Source organism: Leptolyngbya sp. AN10 (assembly GCF_050565645.1).
Classification (GTDB): Bacteria; Cyanobacteriota; Cyanobacteriia; order Leptolyngbyales; family Leptolyngbyaceae; genus Leptolyngbya.
In genome coordinates this window covers 1-20,765 of sequence record NZ_JBNXVP010000013.1, presented here as the reverse complement: position 1 = coordinate 20,765, position 20,765 = coordinate 1, and the positions used below count along the sequence as shown (strand labels likewise).

12 protein-coding genes are annotated in these 20,765 nt (G+C 47.2%); 6 read left to right on the top strand and 6 right to left on the bottom strand.

Annotated elements, in window-relative coordinates:
* The first annotated feature begins 136 nt into the window (after positions 1 to 136).
* On the top strand, positions 137 to 1,045 hold the full coding sequence (locus ACQ4M5_RS18825; RefSeq protein ID WP_430677204.1) for a hypothetical protein: 909 nt from the start codon (positions 137 to 139) through the stop codon (positions 1,043 to 1,045).
* On the opposite strand, the gene mutS is transcribed toward ACQ4M5_RS18825, so the two are convergent.
* Positions 1,042 to 3,711: a DNA mismatch repair protein MutS gene (gene mutS, locus ACQ4M5_RS18820; RefSeq protein WP_430677203.1), complete on the bottom strand. Its 2,670-nt coding sequence runs from the start codon at positions 3,709 to 3,711 to the stop codon at positions 1,042 to 1,044. The genes ACQ4M5_RS18825 and mutS overlap by 4 nt on opposite strands.
* A gap of 165 nt (positions 3,712 to 3,876) precedes the next feature.
* Between mutS and ACQ4M5_RS18815 the strand changes: the two genes are divergently transcribed.
* Positions 3,877 to 4,950 (top strand): DnaJ C-terminal domain-containing protein, encoded by a 1,074-nt coding sequence (locus tag ACQ4M5_RS18815; RefSeq protein WP_430677202.1) that lies wholly within the window; start codon positions 3,877 to 3,879, stop codon positions 4,948 to 4,950.
* Here ACQ4M5_RS18815 and ACQ4M5_RS18810 read toward each other — a convergent pair.
* From ACQ4M5_RS18810 to ACQ4M5_RS18800, 3 genes are read right to left on the bottom strand one after another with little or no spacing between them, the layout of a single operon-like run.
* A complete protein-coding gene (locus tag ACQ4M5_RS18810) occupies positions 4,940 to 5,488 on the bottom strand; it encodes a peroxiredoxin family protein (RefSeq protein WP_430677201.1) in 549 nt (182 codons plus the stop codon). The genes ACQ4M5_RS18815 and ACQ4M5_RS18810 overlap by 11 nt on opposite strands.
* Before the next feature lie 27 nt (positions 5,489 to 5,515).
* Complete coding sequence (locus tag ACQ4M5_RS18805; protein WP_430677200.1) at positions 5,516 to 6,043, bottom strand: DOMON-like domain-containing protein; 528 nt, start codon at positions 6,041 to 6,043, stop codon at positions 5,516 to 5,518.
* Positions 6,040 to 7,131 carry a phosphotransferase enzyme family protein gene (locus ACQ4M5_RS18800; RefSeq protein ID WP_430677199.1) on the bottom strand — a complete coding sequence of 364 codons (1,092 nt, stop codon included), beginning with the start codon at positions 7,129 to 7,131 and terminating at the stop codon, positions 6,040 to 6,042. Before ACQ4M5_RS18800 ends, ACQ4M5_RS18805 begins: the two co-directional genes overlap by 4 nt.
* Before the next feature lie 175 nt (positions 7,132 to 7,306).
* Here ACQ4M5_RS18800 and ACQ4M5_RS18795 point away from each other — a divergent pair, with 175 nt between their 5' ends.
* Entirely contained in the window at positions 7,307 to 16,864 is a 9,558-nt protein-coding gene (locus ACQ4M5_RS18795; protein WP_430677198.1) for a Calx-beta domain-containing protein, read from the top strand.
* Positions 16,865 to 16,914: 50 nt separating this feature from the next.
* Positions 16,915 to 17,274 carry a resolvase gene (locus tag ACQ4M5_RS18790; RefSeq protein ID WP_430677197.1) on the top strand — a complete coding sequence of 120 codons (360 nt, stop codon included), beginning with the start codon at positions 16,915 to 16,917 and terminating at the stop codon, positions 17,272 to 17,274.
* Here ACQ4M5_RS18790 and ACQ4M5_RS18785 read toward each other — a convergent pair.
* On the bottom strand, positions 17,255 to 18,169 hold the full coding sequence (locus ACQ4M5_RS18785) for a YihY/virulence factor BrkB family protein (RefSeq protein WP_430677196.1): 915 nt from the start codon (positions 18,167 to 18,169) through the stop codon (positions 17,255 to 17,257). The two genes, ACQ4M5_RS18790 and ACQ4M5_RS18785, sit on opposite strands and share 20 nt — an antisense overlap.
* A 274-nt stretch (positions 18,170 to 18,443) precedes the next feature.
* Between ACQ4M5_RS18785 and ACQ4M5_RS18780 the strand changes: the two genes are divergently transcribed.
* Both ACQ4M5_RS18780 and ACQ4M5_RS18775 read left to right on the top strand, forming a co-directional pair.
* Positions 18,444 to 18,713 carry a GlsB/YeaQ/YmgE family stress response membrane protein gene (locus tag ACQ4M5_RS18780; RefSeq protein ID WP_430677195.1) on the top strand — a complete coding sequence of 90 codons (270 nt, stop codon included), beginning with the start codon at positions 18,444 to 18,446 and terminating at the stop codon, positions 18,711 to 18,713.
* A 459-nt stretch (positions 18,714 to 19,172) separates the two neighbouring features.
* Positions 19,173 to 19,577 (top strand): hypothetical protein, encoded by a 405-nt coding sequence (locus ACQ4M5_RS18775; RefSeq protein ID WP_430677194.1) that lies wholly within the window; start codon positions 19,173 to 19,175, stop codon positions 19,575 to 19,577.
* A 522-nt stretch (positions 19,578 to 20,099) separates the two neighbouring features.
* On the opposite strand, the gene ACQ4M5_RS18770 is transcribed toward ACQ4M5_RS18775, so the two are convergent.
* Positions 20,100 to 20,765 (bottom strand): IS1634 family transposase (locus tag ACQ4M5_RS18770; RefSeq protein WP_430677193.1); only part of this gene is annotated, 666 nt, incomplete at its 5' end.

Genomic DNA, 20,765 nt, shown 5'->3' with positions numbered 1-20,765 from the left:
TGCAACGCTATGTTTAACGTACCAAAAATCAGCCAAGAATCGCCCTGATTTACAGCCGCGCAATCGTAGAAATGATTACAAAATAATTGATGATGAGCATTGGTGTTTTCTGAGCGTCCACTTTTTGGGTGACATCATGACCGTTCTCATTTTGGGACAGGCAGCAGATCGCCACGCGGCTCACATCTTCCGCACTCTAGAGCGCTTGGAAATTCGTTGTAATTTTTGGGATGTGGCAACGTTTCCCACTCAGAGCCAAATTAGTTGGTCGCCGTTGACGCAAGAAGGAATTTTACGATTGGCAGATGGTCGATCGCTTTCTTTAAGTCAGATCAGAAGCGTCTATTGGCGCAATTTCACTGGGGTCAAAGTTCCGAAGTTGCCGCATGAGAGTGTGCAAAAAGTGGCGTATCAAGATGCGATCGCGGTGATTCGATCTCTCCTGCAAATTCCTTCTATTCACTGGGTAAATCCATCCCAGGCGTATCAACTTCAACGCGAGAAGCCGCTTCAACTCAGTAAAGTTCATCAGTTAGGGGTGAGAGTTCCAGAAACGCTTGTAACAAATGATGCGATCGCGGTTCAAGAGTTCGTTCAGCGTCACACTAAAACGACCTTCAAACCGATTTACGGAGGTGCGAGAACTCAGTTAATGGCGGCTGAACATTTGAACCCCGATCGATTGCGATTGAGCTTACGAATTGCACCTGTGACTTTGCAGGAATATGTGGCTGGAGCAAATCTGCGATCGTACATTGTTGGCAATGTCGTCTATGCTGCCGAAATTTGTAGTGCATCGCTGGATTTTCATCAGGATGACGAAGCGAAATTAATTCCGATCGTTTTACCAGAAGTGATGTGTCGTCGGGCAATTGCGATCGCGCATACGTTACACGCGGAATGGATGTCGATCGATTGGCGGTTGACTCCAACTGGAGAGTTCCTTTTTCTCGAAGCCAATCCCAATCCGTCCTTTATTGCATTTGAACAGCAGACAGGATTTCCCATCACTCAAGCTCTGATTGAACTATTAATCGGAAACTAGAAATCGAAGATATCGAGTTGTTGTGTCGGGTCTTTTGGAGGTTCAGCAGATTTGGAGTTGCTTTTCCGAAGCCCGATCGCGATTTTGCTATGTTTCTCGATTTGGGTCATCACTTGACGGGCGCGATCGATGACTGAACTGGGCAGTCCTGCGAGTCGTCCCGCTTCAATGCCATAAGAGCGATCGGCTCCTCCGGGCTGAACTTTGTGCAGGAAAATGATTTGCTCTGGCATCTCGCGCACAGTCACTTGATAGTTTGCGACGTTTGGCAGAATCGATGCGAGTTCATTCAGTTCGTGATAGTGCGTTGCGAAGATTGTTCGGGCGCGGATCTCGGTTGCTAAATGTTCCGCCACTGCCCACGCGATCGACAATCCATCAAAGGTCGCGGTTCCACGTCCGATTTCATCTAAGAGAACCAGAGAGCGATTCGTTGCATGATTAAGAATATTTGCGGTTTCATTCATTTCTACCATAAAGGTCGATTGTCCGGTGGCGAGATCATCCACTGCACCAACGCGAGTGAAGATGCGATCGCAAATTCCTAAACGGGCGGAATCGGCAGGAACAAAGCTTCCAGTTTGCGCCAAGAGTTGAATCAATCCAATTTGACGCAGATAGCAGCTTTTTCCGCTGGCATTGGGTCCCGTTAGAACAATCAAATCTGGAGCAGGGGAACCGAGTTCAGCGGAATTTGGAACGAAGAAACCAGCAGGTACGGATTGCTCAACAACTGGGTGACGACCTTCGACGATCGAGATTTCCCGTCCGGATGAGAGCTTTGGACGACAGAAGTTTTTGAACACTGCCAGTTCAGCAAGTCCAGTTAGGGCATCAGCAGCAGCAACGGCGTGAGCGACCTTGCGAATGAGTTCGGCTTGTTCACCGACGTTCGATCGTAGTTCTACAAAAATTTCGTATTCCAGTTCGCTAATTTCCCGCCGCGCATTCATGATCCGGTTTTCGCGGGTTTTTAGTTCTTCAGTCGTAAACCGTTCTTCGTTGGTTAAAGTCTGCTTGCGCTCGTAGCCTTCAGGAAACTGTCCAGCTTTGGCACGAGAAATACTAATGTAATAGCCAAACGCTTTGTTGTATCCGACTTTTAGCGTTTGAATTCCGGTACGATCGCGTTCGTTTTTCTCTAGTTCTGCGAGCCATTTTTCATCTTCTGCGGCTTGAGAGCGCATTTCATCAAGTTGTTGCACAATGTTCGATCGAATCAATCCGCCTTCTTTAATTGCGATCGGGGGACGTTCGACAAAGTGAGCTAAAAGATTTTGACCTAGCTCCTCTAGAAGCGGTGGAACATTCTGCAACGCCCGAAGATAAGAGGATTTTGTTTTCGTGACTAATCGCGCTAACTCTGGAAGTTTGCTCAGTGATTCTGCAATATTGACCAAATCTCTTGGACTAGCGCTTCCTGATCCGGCTCGACCTGCTAGGCGTTCTAGGTCATAGATTTGAGAAAGCATTTGTTTGAGATCTTCTCGGAGAACGCCATCTTTTACGAGTTCCTCGATCGTGTCCTGACGCGCTTCGATTTCTGCAACATTGAGCAATGGCTGCAATAACCAACGTCTCAGGGCGCGGCTTCCCATCGGAGTTTCCGTGTGATCGACTGCCCAGAGAAGCGAGCCGTGGAACGTCCCATCTCGAACGGTTTGTGTGATTTCTAGATTACGGCGAGTTTGCGGATCAAGGGTTAAATATTCTGTGATCGTATAGGTGCAAATTGGCTGGAGCGGAACTTGCGTTGGCTCTGGATTTTTTGATTTTGTCGTATCTATAACATTGCGTTCCGAAGTCGATTCGATGTATTCGAGCAATCCGCCCGCAGCCCGAACTGCTAAGGGCAAATGTTCACAGCCCATCCCTTCGAGCGATCGTACTTTGAAGCGTTCGATCAATCGCTGACGGGCTTCGGCTTGTGAGAATGGAGACTGCGATCGCAAGGTATAGCAAAATTGCGTCGGTAAACTTTCGGGAATATGAGGCGATCGTTCTCCGGGTCGCAGCAATCCGCCCAAATCGGGTGCATTCGTTGGCATGAGAATTTCCGCAGGTTGTAACCGCATTAATTCACTGCTGAGTTGATCTAATCCGCTTGATTGTGTTGTGACAAATTCCCCGGTTGAAATATCCGCGTAAGCTAATCCCCAATGCGTTCCAGCGATCACGATTGCGGCTAAGAAATTATTGCGTTTCGCATTCAGCATTCCTTCTTCGAGAATGGTTCCGGGAGTAATCACTCGTGTGATCTCGCGGCGAACCAAACCTTGTGCTTCGGCTGGATCTTCAACCTGATCACAAACCGCGATCGCATATCCTTTTTCGACTAGCTGCGCCGAATAGCGATCGAGCGCATGATGTGGAATTCCCGACAGTGGAACACGCCCGACTTCTTTCCCGCCATCTTTAGAAGTGAGCACGATTTCTAATTCGCGTGAAATAATCAGCGCATCTTGGAAAAACGTCTCATAAAAATCGCCCACTCGATACACCAAGATCGCATGAGGATATTGGTCTTTGAGATCCGCGTAGTGTCGCATCATTGGCGTGAGATGTTCACGTTTGACCGCACGATGATCGGCATAGCGAACCGAATGCTTGATTAAGCGATCGGGAACTCCTTGGGTTGGATCAGGTTGAGCAGCGGGAACAGTCATGAAAGAAATTTAGTACAATATTACTAAAATCTAGCATTAGCCCAATCATTTTAGCGTGGATCAATTGGGGACAACTGAGGCGGGCAATCCCAACCGGGTCGAGTTCGGAAATTCCTATCAGAATTTTCTAAGGCAACAGAAACAAGTTTGTTAGCCTAGAGATACATGAAATCGGGCATTCTGCGTTTAGGATGTCCATACTGGTTAATTGCTGCAATATTTTTACGAGGGGATGAGCGAGTGGCTGCAACAAACTTCAAAGATTACTACCAAGTTCTAGGGGTGAGCAAAACCGCAAGCGCTGACGAGATCAAGAAGGCGTTTCGCAAACTCGCCCGTCAGTATCACCCCGATGTCAATCCTGGCGACAAAGCCGCAGAAGCAAAATTTAAAGAAGTCAACGAAGCGAACGAGGTTCTGTCTGATCCGGACAAGCGCAAGAAATACGATCAGTACGGACAGTATTGGAAACAAGCCGATCAATCAGGTGGATATTCTCGATCGACTTCCACTTCTCGATCGCCGTTCAACACAGGCGGCTTTGATGATGTCGAATTCGGTCGGTACGATAATTTCGAGGAATTCATTAACGATTTATTAGGTCGATCTCCTTATGGTGGGCGCGATCCATTCCGAAATGCAAACTATCGCGCTCCAGGCGGTTTCACAACGGATGAACGTGCTGCAACTGGAGAAAATCTTGATATCGAAGCTTCGATCAAACTAACTTTCTCAGAAGCGTTCAATGGAACTGAGAAGCGTTTGAGCGTGAATAACGAAGAGATTAACGTTCGCATTCCCGCAGGCGCTAAAGCGGGCAGTAAAGTTAGAGTTCGAGGCAAAGGGCGTAGTAGTCGGTTTTACACGAGTCAGCGCGGGGACTTGTATCTGACGGTTGAACTGTTGCCACATTCGTTCTTTCAATTTGATGCGGATGGCAATCTCGTGTGTGAAGTGTCGATCGCGCCTGATGAAGCGGTGTTGGGGGCGCAGATTGATGTGCCGACTCCGGATGGAACGGTGAAAGTGAATGTTCCGGCAGGAGTACGATCGGGACAATCCTTACGCTTACGCGGCAAGGGCTGGAAGAATCAGAAAGGCGAACGTGGCGATCAGATGGTGAAAATTACGATCGTACCTCCGAAAGAATTAAGTGCGATCGAGCGCGAAGCTTACGAAAAGATTCGAGACAATCGGAGCTACGATCCCCGCAGTGCGATTAAATCCGTCACGCTGTAAGTTGATCAATTTCACTTAACACTCTCTCAACGCTGGCATTGTGATCGAGGAATGAGAAGAGATGTTTGTATCTCAAAATGCCTTGTCGATCGAGCAAAAATTGAGCAGGTAACGGTGCACCCAAAGCTTGTCCAGTTTGGTACTTCCAGAAGATTTTGCAGGTTGAATCACTTAATAAAGGGAATTTTAGACCCAGATCTTCGACGACTTTTTTGCTTTGTTGTTCGTCGGTGCTGGTGATCATTAAGAGTTCGACTTGTCGATCGACGAATTCTTGATACTGATCATTTAGCGCTTTGATGTGCGGAAAGCAAAAGGGACAGTATTGTTTTTCGGTGAAAATCCGAGTGAAAGCGAGAATTACGGGGCGATCGTTGCGGTAATCGGAGAGTTTGACGCGGCGATCGTTCTTGATATCGGGTAGTTCAAATTCGGGAGTAGCTTGTCCCAGCGATAAGGAGTTCGTTGCTGGGATTGGCATGAAATTCTTGAAAAATCGTTGATTGATTAAGCCGCTGAAGTCGGTTGAGGTCAACATAGATCGATAGAAATAATTTTCTTTATTTTAGAGTTCGATCGCGAAACTTTCTCGGATGTGAAAATCGGCTTCTTTACCGCAATGTTTGAGTGCCCAATAGCTGATTTGATCTGTTTCGATTACGGCTGTGATTCCGAGGTCGATCGATTGAGTGAGATTGAGTTGAGTTAGATCGAGAGCAACCACAATAGAAGTGTGATTTGGCGATGTTGTAACGGTAAAGGGTAACGACGAAAACGCTCTCTCTTCTTGCATTCCAGTCCGGTAATCCTCGAATCGGTAAACATTCCAGTCCCCACTGGGAGATAGATTAATCTCCCAATATTGTGGTGAATTTTGTACACCGATAAAGAACTCAAAACAAGTTGTTTGCCATAAATTATCTTGTCGAGTGGAAGTTTTTGGATTGGGAATAAAAACCTGAGATCGATCATCAATGAGATCAAATTTAACAACCAGGCAGTGATTGTCTCTAGTAACACGCCCTGAAAGGTTTAAGCACGATGAATCGAATGTAGTCCCAAATGGATGAAGGCAGAACTTGCGAATTTTCATCGAAGATCCTCAATAATAGTACTGATCGCTGATTCTTGAGATTCGATACTTTTGGTGAGCGCGAATTGAACGAGCGCGCGGCTCAAATTGTGTTCTGGATAAGTTGTTTTGAAGTAAACATTACCTGCGAGATAATCTGTAAAAAATCGTAAACCTAGCTCAAACGCGATCAAGCGAATGGCATCAAATAGATAAAAATAATCTTGTTCGGTGAGAAATACTTTTGCCACGGTGAGATATCCGCGTAACACTCCTTGACACAGATCAGGCTCGAATCGAACGGCTTCCCAGTCTTGAGTTTCTTCCCCGATCGCATTACATCCCGATCGTAAACAGTCCCCGATATCGTAATGAATTAAGCCCGGTTTTACAGTATCAAGGTCAATCATACTCACGGCTTTTTCAGTTGTTGAATCCATCAAAATATTATTAATTTTTGGATCACCGTGCATTAAGCGAAGTGATAACTTTCCTGAGTTTTTTGCGTTTTCTAGAACGTGCGCCCAAGATTGTCGATCGCGAATAAATTCCAAGCAGTAGTTTACCTCAGTCGATCGAGCTACGGTTGTTTCAGATAAAACACGATCGTACTGTTCCAAATACTGAGGCGTAATGTGAAATCCTTCTAGCGTATCGGTTAATTGCTCCGGTGGTAAATCGCTGATCAGGCTGTGAAACATTCCCAGCGCATAGCCAATTTCTTCAGCATGATCGAGACTTTGGATCGTGTCATGCGATCGAGAATTTTCAATCAAGCTCAGCGCTCTCCAAAACGAGCCATTCTCATCAACGTAATGATCCTGGTTTTCAGAAATACAAATCACTTGAGGCGTTTCCCATCTGCGATCGAGAGATTGTTTTGATAAGCGATCGCAAATATGCTGTGTGCAAAGCCTCATATTTTGCATGACTGCTTGCGGCTGACGAAACACTTGAGTATTGATTCTTTGTAATACAAATTTTGATTCTTCTAGCGTTACTAAAAACGTGTCATTAATATTGCCGCTACCGAACGGCTGAATGTCTTTAATTGGATGATTTGCAAATTGAGTCGCGATCGTCCTCAAATTGTTCTGAAGTTGAATCATTATATACCCTCACATGTTCGAGGATATTATCTGATATTTTGTCGATCCGTGAATTTTCTAGTGAAAAAAATCCGTGGATTCACTGCTTTGTTTGAGCGTGTGAATGTTCTAGCACCCGACTTGGGCAATCTACCCATTGAGCAAACTAGAACCCTCGCCCCCACTGGAGAAACTTATGGAATTCGCGGGATTACCCAACTGGAATCGTTCTCTCTCAACTGACCCCGATCGTGGATCTACGATCGCGATTCCACAGAATTACTTAAACCCATCTCCCACTCTTCATAATCGCGGATCATCCCTGGTTGTGATCGATCCAACGGTTCCGAATTATCAAGAATTGATCGCTGGATTGCAACCGGATTCGCAAGTCTTGATCCTTGATCCAGTGCAAGACGCGATCGCACAAATTACTCAAACTTTATTGGGACAGAGCGGCATTTCTAGTTTGCATCTCGTCTCACATGGAAAATCGGGCGGCATTCAACTCGGTGGGACTTGGCTCGATCGAACAAACCTCGATCGTTATCAATCCGAACTCCAACTTTGGGCAAAATCGCTCACTGATGAAGCTGACATCTTGATCTACGGCTGCGAAGTCGCTCAAGGAGAAGCGGGACAAGCATTTATTCGACAATTCGCTCAACTCACCGGAGCAGATATCGCAGCATCGGATGATTTAACCGGAAATACGAAACTCAACGGGGACTGGATTCTTGAAGCGAATACCGGAGAGATTGCAAGCGCGATCGCATTCAACGCTGAAACCCGCACCCAATACGCTGGAATTTTGCCCGTCGATCTGATTTCTAGTGGCAATCCGACGCTCGTTAGCGGCAGTGTTGGACTCAACAATATTGGACGCAATGCAGTCAGTGGGGATGGGCGCTATGTTGTGTTTACCAGTAGTGCCGTTCTTTCACCGAACGACGCAAATGGTGCATCAGATGTATTTTTGTACGATCGCACCTCTGATACGATCGCACTCATTAGCCGCAATTTTGGCGATACCGGGACTGCTGCTGGAAACTCATTCAATCCAGTCATCAGCTTTGATGGCAATTCTGTTGCATTTATCAGCAATGCGAATGACTTAGTTTCGGACATGAACGCGACTAGGCAAGCGAACAATATCTTCGTGTGGGAGCGATCGACAAACACCATTACTTTAGTCAGTCGCAACCAGGATGGAACCAGTGGCATCGAAGACTCTGCTGCACCCAGTATCAGCGATAACGGTCAGCGGATCGCCTTTCAAACTCAATCCCAACTCTTATTCACCGATACCAGCACCGTTCCAGATGTGTATGTCTGGGAGCGCAGCACAGGATTAACTCACATCAGTCGAAACCGCACCGACGAACGCAGTCGAACTCAGGGCGCGGATTCTCCTGCGATCAGCGGTGACGGAAACTATGTTGCCTTTACGAGCCTTTATACGAACCTTGCGTTTGGAGATATCAATCGCTCTCAGGATGTGTTCTTGTGGCAAGCCTCGAATGATCAGATTGTGAACTTAACGATCGATCGGCTTGCGAACTCATCGACTCCGGTGATCAGCCAGGATGGAAGTCGCATTGCATTTGTGGGCGATCCTGACAAGCCGATTACCGATCCGACTCCCAGAGTTGCAAACGTGTTTGTCTGGTCACGCTCTGGATTTGATCAAGCGGGAATTGTACAAGGCAGTGTTCAATTGGTGAGCTTGGATCAAACTGGAACAACATCTGGTAACGCAAATGGTGGATTTGGTAGCGCTGCGGGATCACTGAACCCGTTCATTAGTCGGAATGGAAATGCGATCGCATTTACGAGTTCTTCGAGCGATCTAGTGAATGGGGATGACAATAACGCGATCGATGTTTTTGTTCGGAATCTGACGACGAATCAAACGACGTTGGCGAGCCGTAGTAGTGGAGGCGCGATCGCGAATGGAAGTTCGGGCAATGTTAGCTTGAACGCGGATGGAACTCGTGTGATTTTCACCAGTACTGCGACGAATTTGGTGAATGGCGATACGAACGCTCAACAAGATGTATTTGTGCGCGATTTGACCACGAGCAGTACCTTTTTAATTAGCCGCACTCCAACAGGTAGCGTTAGTAATAATGCTTCTGGAACGAATTCTACTGGCATTGGTGCTTCGACTTCTGTTCCGATTCTCACTAGCGATGGTACAACTGCTATCTTTGTCAGTCTCGCGAACAATCTCGCACCTGGAGACACAAATGATTTGGTCGATGGATTTGCCGTTTCGGTTGCGACTGGAAATGCCACCGTGCTTAGTCGTCGAAATGATGATCCAACTCTAGCTTCTCGCACTGGAAGCGGTACTTCTACAGCAGGAGCGAATTCAATCAGCGAGGATGGGCGATACATTGTGTTTACCAGTGCCGCTCCTGAAATCGTGAATGGTGATACGAATGGCGTTGCAGATGTATTTTTACGCGATCGACAAACAAACACGACGACGTTAATCAGTCGCGGAACAGAGATTGCGAATGGTGCTTCTGGAAATGCAATCATTAGCGCGAATGGTCGCTATATCGTGTTTACCAGTGCTGCCTCGAATTTAGTAGCAGGGGATAGCAATAACGCGATCGATATTTTCTGGGTCGATCGTGAAACTCAAGCCATTCGATTGGTGAGCCGTGCAGGTAGCAGTGCAAATGCAGCTTCACTCAGTCCAGTTGTCAGTGCAGATGGATTATTTGTCGCGTTTACCAGCACTGCAACGAATTTGGTGAACGGTGACACAAATGCTCAGCAAGATGTCTTTTTGTGGAATAGCGCAGATAACTCGATCGTGCTTGTGAGCGCGGGAAGTAATGGCACATCTGAACAGCCTGTGATTAGCGAAGACGGGCGATACGTGGCGTTTGTGAGTGCTGGATCGAACTTAGTCAGCGGCGATACGAACGAGCGACGAGATGTATTCTTGTGGGATCGCAACAATCCAAACAGCTTAACCTTGGTGAGTCAGTCTACGGGTGGCGTGATTTCGGATGGGGATTCGTCGCAGATCAGCATGAGTCGAAATGGACGTGCGATCGCATTTACCAGTACCGCTCGGAATTTAGCAGGCACTCCAGATATTGATAGTGATGAAGATGTCTTTGTTCGCAATCTAGAGAGCAATACAACCGTTCACGTCAGTGTGAATCAAGCGGGTGGATATAGCGCAACGCCACAGACGGGTCCGAATGCAGGCTTTAACTTGAGAGCATTCAGTCCAGTGATCAGCGGAAATGGTCGATACGTTGTCTTTACGAGCGATTTTGGCGATCTCGTTGCGGGAGATGCGAACACTGCAAATGATGTGTTCCGACGCGATTTAGAAACAGGCGCAACTCAACTGATCAGCGTGAATCAATCTGGAACTGGAAGCGGATCTGGAACTCCAGGATCAGATGGTGGAACGGGTAGTGGATCGGGATCTGGCTCATCTTCTCCAGCGATTAGCAATGATGGTCGATTTGTTGTTTTCAATAGTTTCTCTAACGATTTAGTGAATGGCGACAACAATGATTTACTTGATGTGTTCGTTCGCGATACGACTTCTAATATCACTTCGTTAGTCAGTTCTACCATCAACGAAGTGAATAGCGGTCGTGGAGCTTCATTTGCTCCTGTGATCAGTGGTAATGGAGGTTACATTGTCTTCAACAGTCGCGCAACAGATTTAGTTCCCCGTGATTTGAATGGAACAACCGATGTCTTTGGATTGAATTTAGCAACAACGGTCAGCATTTCAATCGTGCCAGATACGGTACAAACAACAGCAGAAAGTTCCTCTCCCAGTCCAGTGCAGTATCGAATTTGGCGCAATCGATCGGTGGGTGAACTGAGCGTGAAATTAGCGATCGACCCTTCGAGTACTGCAACGATCGATCTCGATTACTTGCTTGGAGGCAATGGAGGTCTGAACTTCACGCGAAACGGTTCTGAACTCACAATCCAATTGGCAGATGGGGTTGAAGAAGCTTTCCTCACGCTGAATCCAATTAACGATACGCTCATCGAAGATGAAGAAGTCGTCAATCTCAGCCTAGTTGCAACTCCTGACTATTCCGTTGCAGAAAGCTTTGGAACCACCTCGCTTAGAATCATCGATAACGACATTCCAATTTTCGTTTCAGTTTCTAATACCACTACAGACAGCACAGAAGGCAACGCTGACGAAAAAGAATTCACCTTCCAAATCAAACTAGACACTGTGCCGTTTACTGCTCCGGTGACTGTTCGTTATGCAACTCAAACCGGAACAGCGGACACAGATGACTTTACTGAAACGTTTGGTGAACTTAGGTTTGGAATTGGCGAAGATACTAAGACTGTAATTGTTCGCGTGAAAGGCGATGCACAGTTTGAAGCCGATGAAACTTTTAGCTTAGTTCTGAGCGATCCGAGTGCAAATGCGAGAATTGCAAATAATCAAGGAACTGCGATCGCAACAATCACAAACGATGATACTGCGCCTACAGTCACGATTTCAGGAGCAACTTCAATCACTGAAGGCGATACAGATTCGCAAGACTATGTTTTCACGGTGTCACTGAGCGAAGCCACCAGCACAGAAGTTGAAGTTGATTATGCAATTCTCGATCTAACTTCTACGATCGGTGTTGACTATGTTGCGGCTCCGACTGGAAAGGTAACGTTTGCTCCAGGACAGACCACTCAAACGATCGTGGTTTCGGTAAAAGGCGATCGTTTATTTGAAGTGAATGAACAGTTCCAAATCGAATTGTCGAATCCAATTGGCGCAATTCTTCGCGATGATCAGAAGTTAGTCACGGGAACGATCGTAGATAACGATACTGCACCAACAATTACGATCGAAGCTGCTTCCGAACAGTCCGAAGGGACAACGCCTTACACATTCACAGTGAGATTGTCCGAAGCTTCTGGTCGTCCTGTCACCGTAGACTATGAAACGATTGCGGGAACTGCACTAGCAGGAGAAGACTTTACAGCAAGCACTGGCACGATTACTTTTGCACCGGGCGAAACGAGTCAAACGATTCAGATCGCGATCGCTGATAATGCCATTCGCGAAAGCAATGAGTCGTTCTCAGTCAGATTGTCGAATCCAATCGATGCCACGATTACCACCGATAGCGCCATTGCAACGATCGTCGATAATGATGCAATTCCAACCGTTTCGATCACAAACGTCTCTCAGGCAGAAGGAAACAGCGGCAATACTGCATTTCAGTTTGAGGTCACGTTGTCAAATGCAAGTGATGAAGAAATTGTTCTAAATTACAACACGAAAGATGGAACAGCTACGATCGCAGACAATGATTATGAAAGAATCGAATCAGGAATCATTCGGTTTGCACCCGGAACAACGAATCAGACGATTACTGTAAACGTAAAAGGTGACACAAAACGCGAAAGAGAGGAAACATTCTCGATCGAATTAAGCACAACAACTCCGGAGCTAGTGACCATTCCAACAACTGCCATCGGCGTTGGGACAATTCAAACCGACGATTCTGCTTTCCCGATCATCAGTGTTTCACCCGCAACAGTTCGAGAAGGCGGCGTTCTCTCGTTTACGGTTTCACTGTCTGAGGTCAGCGATGAAGTGATCACAGTTGATGTTTTAACCAGTGATGGAACGGCTAAGACCGATGATTTGGACTATACTGCGATCGCAACTCGAACTTTAACGTTTAATCCAAACCAACTCACTCAAACGATCGAGGTTCAAACGACGAGTGATAACAAGCTGGAACCCGATGAAACAATCAATCTAACTTTATCGAATCCGGTGAATGGGACGATCGCTGGAACCGGAACTGTGATTGGAACCATTGAGAATGATGATCAGCGTCCCACTCTCACGATTACCAGTCCAACTTTGAGCGAAGATGATCCGGCTGCTGCAAATTATCCATTCACAATCCGGTTATCCAATCCAACAACCGAAACGGTAACAGTGAGATATCGCACGATCGAAGGTGCTCCACTGACCGATCCTGCGCTCGTCAGCGATAACGATTATGTTGCGGCGGATGGAACTGTGACCTTTAATCCGGGTGAAGTGGAAAAAACGGTCTTCGTTCGCGTGAATGCCGATCGCAAATTTGAACCCACCGAACGCTTTGTTGTTCGCCTTGAAGATGCGGTGAATGCAGATGTTTCGCCCTCTGCTACCGATGCGTTTGGAGTGCTGAGCAACGATGATGCAGAACCAGAATTATCAATCCGTTCTGTCTCTCGATCGGAAGGAAATTCAGGCAAAACCGCGTTTCAATTCGTAGTGTCACTGAACAATCCAAGCAGTCAGGAAATTCGCGTCAACTACACAACTGTGAATGGTTTAGCGATCGCTGGATCAGACTTCGATGCGACCAATGGAACACTCGTTTTCGCACCTGGAACCGAAGAACAGATCATTACGGTGAATGTGAATGGCGATACAGATTTTGAGCCAGAAGAATCCTTCTTAGTGCGCTTAAGTGATCCGATCAACGCCAAACTTTCAAACACCGAAGTCCGAGGCACGATCGTCAATGATGATGGAGTGGTGATCCCGACGATTCAAATCGAGGATGTGGTCGCTTCTGAAGGTAGCGCAGATCAAACTTACACCTTCAAAGTTAGACTCTCACAAGCGACGACAAACACCGTAACGGTTCAATATCGCACCGATGACGGAAGTGCCACAACGACAGACAACGACTATGTGGGAATCACGACACCGCAGACTTTGACGTTCAATCCGGGAGAAATTGAGAAGGAAATCTCGATCGTGGTTCGCGGTGATACGAAGTTCGAGCAGAATGAATTCTTCTTTGTCGATTTGGTCAATCCCACGAATGCGAATTTGTCTACCGTGAGTCGAGGACGCGGTGTTATCAGTAACGATGATGCAACACCGACGATTAGTATTGGAACCGTTGCGGTTGCTGAAGGAAATGACGGATTTGTGAATGCGACGTTTACAGTTTCGCTCTCGAACTCAAGTGATCAAACGATCGAGGTGAATTACGCAACCGAGGATGGAACTGCAAGAACAGACGATAACGATTACGAGCAAGCATCCAGTAAACTCACATTTCTACCCGGAACGACTTCTCAAACGATCACCGTTCGAGTTCGAGGCGATCGCAAATTTGAATCCGATGAATTCTTTACGGTTCGCCTATCTTCGCCTGTGAATGCCGCTCTCTTTAATGCTCCAAATCAAGGCGTAGGCACGATTCAAAGCGATGACTTCCGACCGACGATCTCGATCGATGACACTGCATTGCTCCCGGTAGTAGAAGGCAATTCAGGGAATACTCCCGCTCGTTTTGCGGTTCGCCTGTCTAATCCCAGCAATGAAACTGTGACCGTAAAATACGTCACTCGAAACATTACGGCGAACGATTCTGATTACACCGCAGTAACCACTCCAGCCACACTCACGTTTGCCCCAGGACAGACGGAACAATTCATCGAACTGCAAGTCATCGGTGATACTCGCTTTGAACCGGATGAAACCTTCAGCATCGAACTCAGCGAAGCGACGAATGCTCAAATCGCAACAGGTCGAACGGTTGCCACGATTCGGAACGATGATCCTATCCCGCAATTGTCGATCGCTGCTGTTCCCACGTCCAAATCTGAAGGCAATGAAGGGACAACCCCATTCACGTTTGAAGTGAGTTTGAGCGATGCTAGTTTCGTTCCAATCACCGTCAGTTACACAACCGTTGATGGAACAGCAACCACCGCAAACAAAGATTATCTACAAGCGACAGACACACTCACGTTTGCACCGGGTGAAACGAAAAAAACAATCACAATCAACGTTCTCGGAGACACAGAATTTGAAGGAAATGAAACGTTCCAAATCAGATTAAACAATCCCAACAACGCCACGATTCAAACTGCATTGGCGACCGCAACGATCGTAGAAGACGATACACCAGACAATACCGATGATAGTGATAGTCTCTACGATCTCCTCTGGCGCAATCGTCGAACAGGCGAGAATCTACTGTGGATGCCTTCTGGAACATTCCTCGATCGAGAAATTCCGCTCCCGTCCGTTCTTGATCCACTGTGGAAGATTGCGGGCACGACTGATTTTGATAACGATGGCGCAATGGATGTGCTCTGGCGTAACATTCAGACCGGAGAAAATCGGATCTGGCGCACAAATCCCGATCTGACCTTTACCGAAGTCAATTTACCGACTGTCAGCGGCGACTGGGAAATAGCGGGAATCGGCGACTTCAACGGCGATCGTAATTCTGATTTGTTCTGGCGCAATTCGCTCAACGGCGGCAATGTGGTTTGGTTACTGCGCGGAACGACTCCGTTCTTTGGGGTAGAAACGGCTCCAGTCGTTCAACCTGGATGGCAAGTTAAAGCGATCGCGGATTTCGATAATGATGGCAAATCGGATCTGTTCTGGTCGAATCAAAGTAATGGCGCGACCGCAATCTGGTTAATGGATGGGACATCGCCGCGAACGGGTCGATTGCTGCCTCAAGTAGCTGATGTGATGTGGCAACCCGTTTCAGCAGGGGATTTGAATCGCGATGGATTTGCCGATTTGATCTGGCGACATGGGCGCAGCGGTGAGAACGTCGTTTGGATCATGCAAAATGGCTGGGCGACTCGTTCGGTCTCTCTGCCTGTTGTGCCCGATGCAAATTGGCAAATCGAACAAGTATTTGATTTCAACGGCGATCAAAACCTCGATATTCTGTGGCGACAAACCGTAAGCCAGGAAACGGTGATCTGGTTCCTCAATGGCGAACAGGTTGGAACGGGGGCACTCTTACCGAGCTTGCCCGATCGCAATTGGCAAATCGAAGGAGCAGGCAAATTCGGCAATCCGAGCAAGGGCGAAATCCTGTTACGGAACTATCAAACTGGAGAGAATCGGATTTGGCGAATTCACCGCGATCTGTTCAATCGCACATTCGAGATGGAATCTCAGTCGATCGATTGGGAAATCCAAGGAACCGCAGACTTCGATCAGAATGGCAGCGCGGACATTCTCTGGCGCAATCTTCGGACTCGTGAACTATCGATCTGGCTTACCGATCGGGGTGAAGTGTTGAATAAAGTCTCAGTTCCAGCGGGTGTGATTGTCTCGAATGATTGGAAGATTGCAGGCGTGGCGGACTTTAGCGCGGATGGTAGTCCAGATATTCTCTGGCGCAATCAGACTTCCGGTGGACTCTCGCTGTGGTTATTTAACGGCACTCAAGTGACAACTGGATTTGAGCTACCGTCTGCTGATTTTGGTTGGCGCATCGAAGGCGTGACCGATTTGAACGGCGATCGCAATCCAGATATTGTCTGGCGCAATTCGTTCTCTGGTGAACTTTCATTCTGGCTTTTTGATCGGACTCAAGTTCGACTCGGTTTTCTCGGTCCTGCAATTCCAACAAACTGGCAGATCAAGGACTTCGGCGATTTCAACCGCGACGGACGAATGGATTTAGTCTGGCGCAATGATGGCTCGAATGAGACTGTACTTTGGATGATGGATGGAGCAAGAATTGTCGATGGGGTCGTATTGCCAACTGCCCTACCAAGCTGGGATATCGCGGGCGTGGGTGACTTTAACCTGGATAATCAAACGGATTTGATTTGGCGCGATCGCGTTAACGGTACGAATACGGTTTGGTATCTCAACAACGGTCGATTTGCCTTGTCTAACTTCATTCCAGCGATTCGAGATATCGATTGGCAAGTCAAAGATATCAACGACTTCTAAATCGCGCTTCTTATGCTAAGATTTTCGCGTCTAATTGCGAGAATCCAACAATGGGAACAGAAGTCGAGTTCGGAGCTACAACGGGGTTAATGGATGTCGAAGCGGTACAGAAGACACTCAATCGATCGAGGGCTTCCGTGTACCGCTATGCCAATACTGACCCCGAATTGCTCAATCCGCCGTTTGATCCCAAGAAGCTCAATCCAGAGTTACGCACCTCTGCGAATGATCCCTTGATCTTTCACTCAAACGAGGTGGCGCGGTTTGCCAAAGATGTCTTGAAAATCAAGCAAGTGACGATCGAGATTCAAGAACCGCAGCCGAATAAAACTCAGGAAGTGCTAGAAGCGATTTTGGCAGAACTTCAGAGCATTCATGCGTTGTTAAAATCTAGCGATCGCGTTTCGTAGCGGGATCGATCGTTTGTTCTTTCACTGCGATCGCGTGTTTCGCAGGCTCGATCGGTCTTCCACGATATTTAGAATAAACCTGGGTGAACTCAGCACCAAACAGTAAGATTTGCGCTGAGTAAAACACCCAAAGCAATACAACGACTAACGATCCCGCAGCCCCATAAGTAGAGCCAACACTACTGTTACCAAGATAAAGTCCGATCAAGAACTTACCAATATTAAAGAGAACCGCAGTCACCGCAGCCCCAACCCAAAGATTCTTCCAAGGCACTTCAACATCAGGAAGAAACTTATAGATTGATGCAAACAATACGGTGATCAACGCAAACGAAAGCACAAAATTAAGGACTCTCCCAATCTGAAATGCTTCAGGAAGAAATCCACCAAAATAGCCGCTCACTCCAGATAACGCTGCGGAGAGCACTAACGATACCAGAAGTAGAAATCCAATCACCAACACCATCGCAAACGATAAAAACCGAGCTTGGACAAAACTCTTAACCGCTCGTCCCGGCTTCGGTTTCACTTCCCAAATCGTATTCAATGCCGTCTGCAACTGACCAAAAACACCCGATGCCCCAAAGATCAAAAACCCAACCCCAACCAGCGTCGCAATCCCGCCCCCAGAATCCGGTCTACTCGCATTCTGAATCATCGACTGAATAAATTCCGCTCCATCTTGCCCAACTAATCCTTGAATCTGCTGAACGATCTCACCGCGAGCCGCTTCTTCCCCGTAAATTGCACCCGCGATCGCAATCACAATAATCAGCAAGGGCGCTAACGAGAACATCGTGTAGTATGACAACGCCGCAGCTAACAATGGAACATTATCTTCGTTCCATTCGTTCACCGTATCGCGAACCAATCGCACAATCGTTTTGAATCTCATCGCCTTAAAAATAATCCTTACAGCACGACCCTACACGGAAGTTCGATCGCATGTCATCGTTCACGAGTGGGAATCAGTTTCTACCTTACGATTGAGGGAAATCTACTCAGTCCTCTAACTGTTGCAAACTGCGAATCTAACTCCAGAAAGGTACGAATCCGATCCCCATCCTGTTAGTTTAATTGCATCAAACATTACTTCGAGAAAAATCACAGTTTAGCAATCTTGAAGTGAATTGATTATTTGCAAATTACTAAACGTTAAGGACATAACTATGAACATTCTAGCGTGGATTGTTTTGGGACTACTGGCAGGCGCGATCGCAAAAGCAATTTATCCCGGTCGTCAAGGTGGCGGACTCCTCAGCACGATGATTTTAGGAATCGTTGGCGCATTCATCGGAGGCACGATCGTCACGGTACTTGAGACTGGAACCCTTGCCTTTACCGCCACTGCCTTGAGCATTCCGGGTCTCCTCGTCGCGGTATTGGGTGCAATCCTAGCAATCTTCATCTACAACAAATTTACTCATCGTGCTTACTAAGGGATTGTCAAGCGATAATTTCACACGCTCATCTTCGGCATTTCTCCCTCTGCGATCGCTCTAGGAGTTTACAGATGCACTGCGGGAGACCTCAGATTCGCTTCAGGAGTCTAAGAATTGACTTTGGAAGTTTAGAAATTGACTTTGAGAGTTTACAAATGCTCTCCACGAGGTCTCGGATTGACTCCGGGAGTTTACAAGTGCTCTCTCGGAGTTCACAAATACTCTCTCGGAGTTTACAAATACTCTCTCGGAGTTTACAAATGCTCTCTCGGAGTTTGCGTTAACTTCATCTGCGATCGCAAATTGCCCCCAAAGATGGCGAAGTTCTCGTCGCTCAGGCAAACCTGAATCGTTAGAGACCCTCCCAACTCTCCACGAGTTCAAGCTGTGAAGTTATTTCTTGACTACCTCTAAGTTTCGGTTACGCACTGCAAACTCAATTACGGAGAAATTTCCATGAGTCAAGAACGCCAAGTTGCGACCGATAGTTCCGATCGCGCCCAAAGCGATGTCTACGATCCGCACATTGTCCCGGCTGAAACCGCTGCCCGCATGGAACGTGAAGGGAACGAATATAAAACTGTTCCGACTGAAGAACGTGAAGCGTCTGCTCCCACGGACGATCAAACTGATTCAGAAAGCATTCACACCACAGGCGGCTACACCGTAGACAAAGAAGGCTTACTGAACAATTACGCGATCGAGCCTGAAATGTACTACGAGGTTCCCGGTGATGCTCGTCAAGCTGAGGAAGAACTTCATCAAGAGCGCGTCGAAGAATACCGCAGCATCAATCAAGATGAATCGGGCAAGCTGACGATGGAAGATGACAAGCGAGGTCACGGTAGCGGAGCAGTCTAAGTTCTAAGAGTGTGTGGTCATATCGTAACGGTGATTTGGAGCAATCTGAATCACCTTTTTTAGCGATTAGAAATACGATCGACACTCCGAAACCGCTCTCCCACATAGCTCAACGAATCTGCAAGATGTTTCCCCCAAAATTTTCCGCACCGCTCTTATCAACCCGCTATGACTAAACATTGTTTTGAAATTCTTAGGCTGTGAAACAACTTGAGGCGCAGCAGGTACGGGAAGTGGAGAAACACTTTTTGAAGTTGAAGTGCTCACATTGAGTGCTGATATCGAACATCCCACCAGCAAACTAAAAGAAGTAGCGCCTAGAATTTTTTTGAAGTGCATACCAGAAGAGAAGCGACATCGAGAGAGACGGAAAAGCGCGATCGTCAGTGCCACAGCAAATAATTCGACAGGGTTTCTCGATCGAGCAAATGGCACGCTCATCCTACCGTATGGATCTTTAGCTGTGTTCGTCAAAGCTTGGAAGAAATTAGAAAGAATTGAAAACTTACGGTTCGCTCATTTTCAGGGAGGGTCGTCAGATTGCGGACCTAAGCGGGTATAAATCTCCGTCGGGAAGTTCATCAACTGTAGAATTCGTTGCTGTAAGGGATTCAGAGTCGTGAGATCCACATAGACTTCCCCTCTAACATGAATCAAAACGAGGGTAATTTCTTTGAAACTTTCCAGCAGTCTTTCAGCGGTGGGTTGAGCGGTGGAACGCTTGGGATTGCCCGCATAGAGTCCCGCCAACTCTGTCTGTTCCTGTGCGAGCGAGCGGCGCACCTGAAACTCCACTAAGGTCAAAAGTTGCAGTCCGATAGAGAGGAGTCGCATCAGTCCTTTGATGTGGTCTTCACGTTGCAGGAACATCGGTCTGAGTGAGAGGGGATGCCCTTTGAGCCGCCCAAACTGATGTTCAATCACATACTCCTGTCGATAGACAATCACCGCCTGGGACAAGGATAACTGGGCTTGGGGATGATTGGTCGCATAGACCCGCCAGCCCAACTGCTGCATCTGCTGCTCTACCGCACTGAGGTCAAGCGTGAAGTCTACTTGAAAGCGGTGTTGCTCGATAACTTGTGCGGGTCTATCGCGATATTTCCGTTGCACCACTTGGGTCACTTGTTCTGAATAGTCCAACACGAACAGACCCGCGACTCGATGCTTTGCTAGCACCCGCTCGCT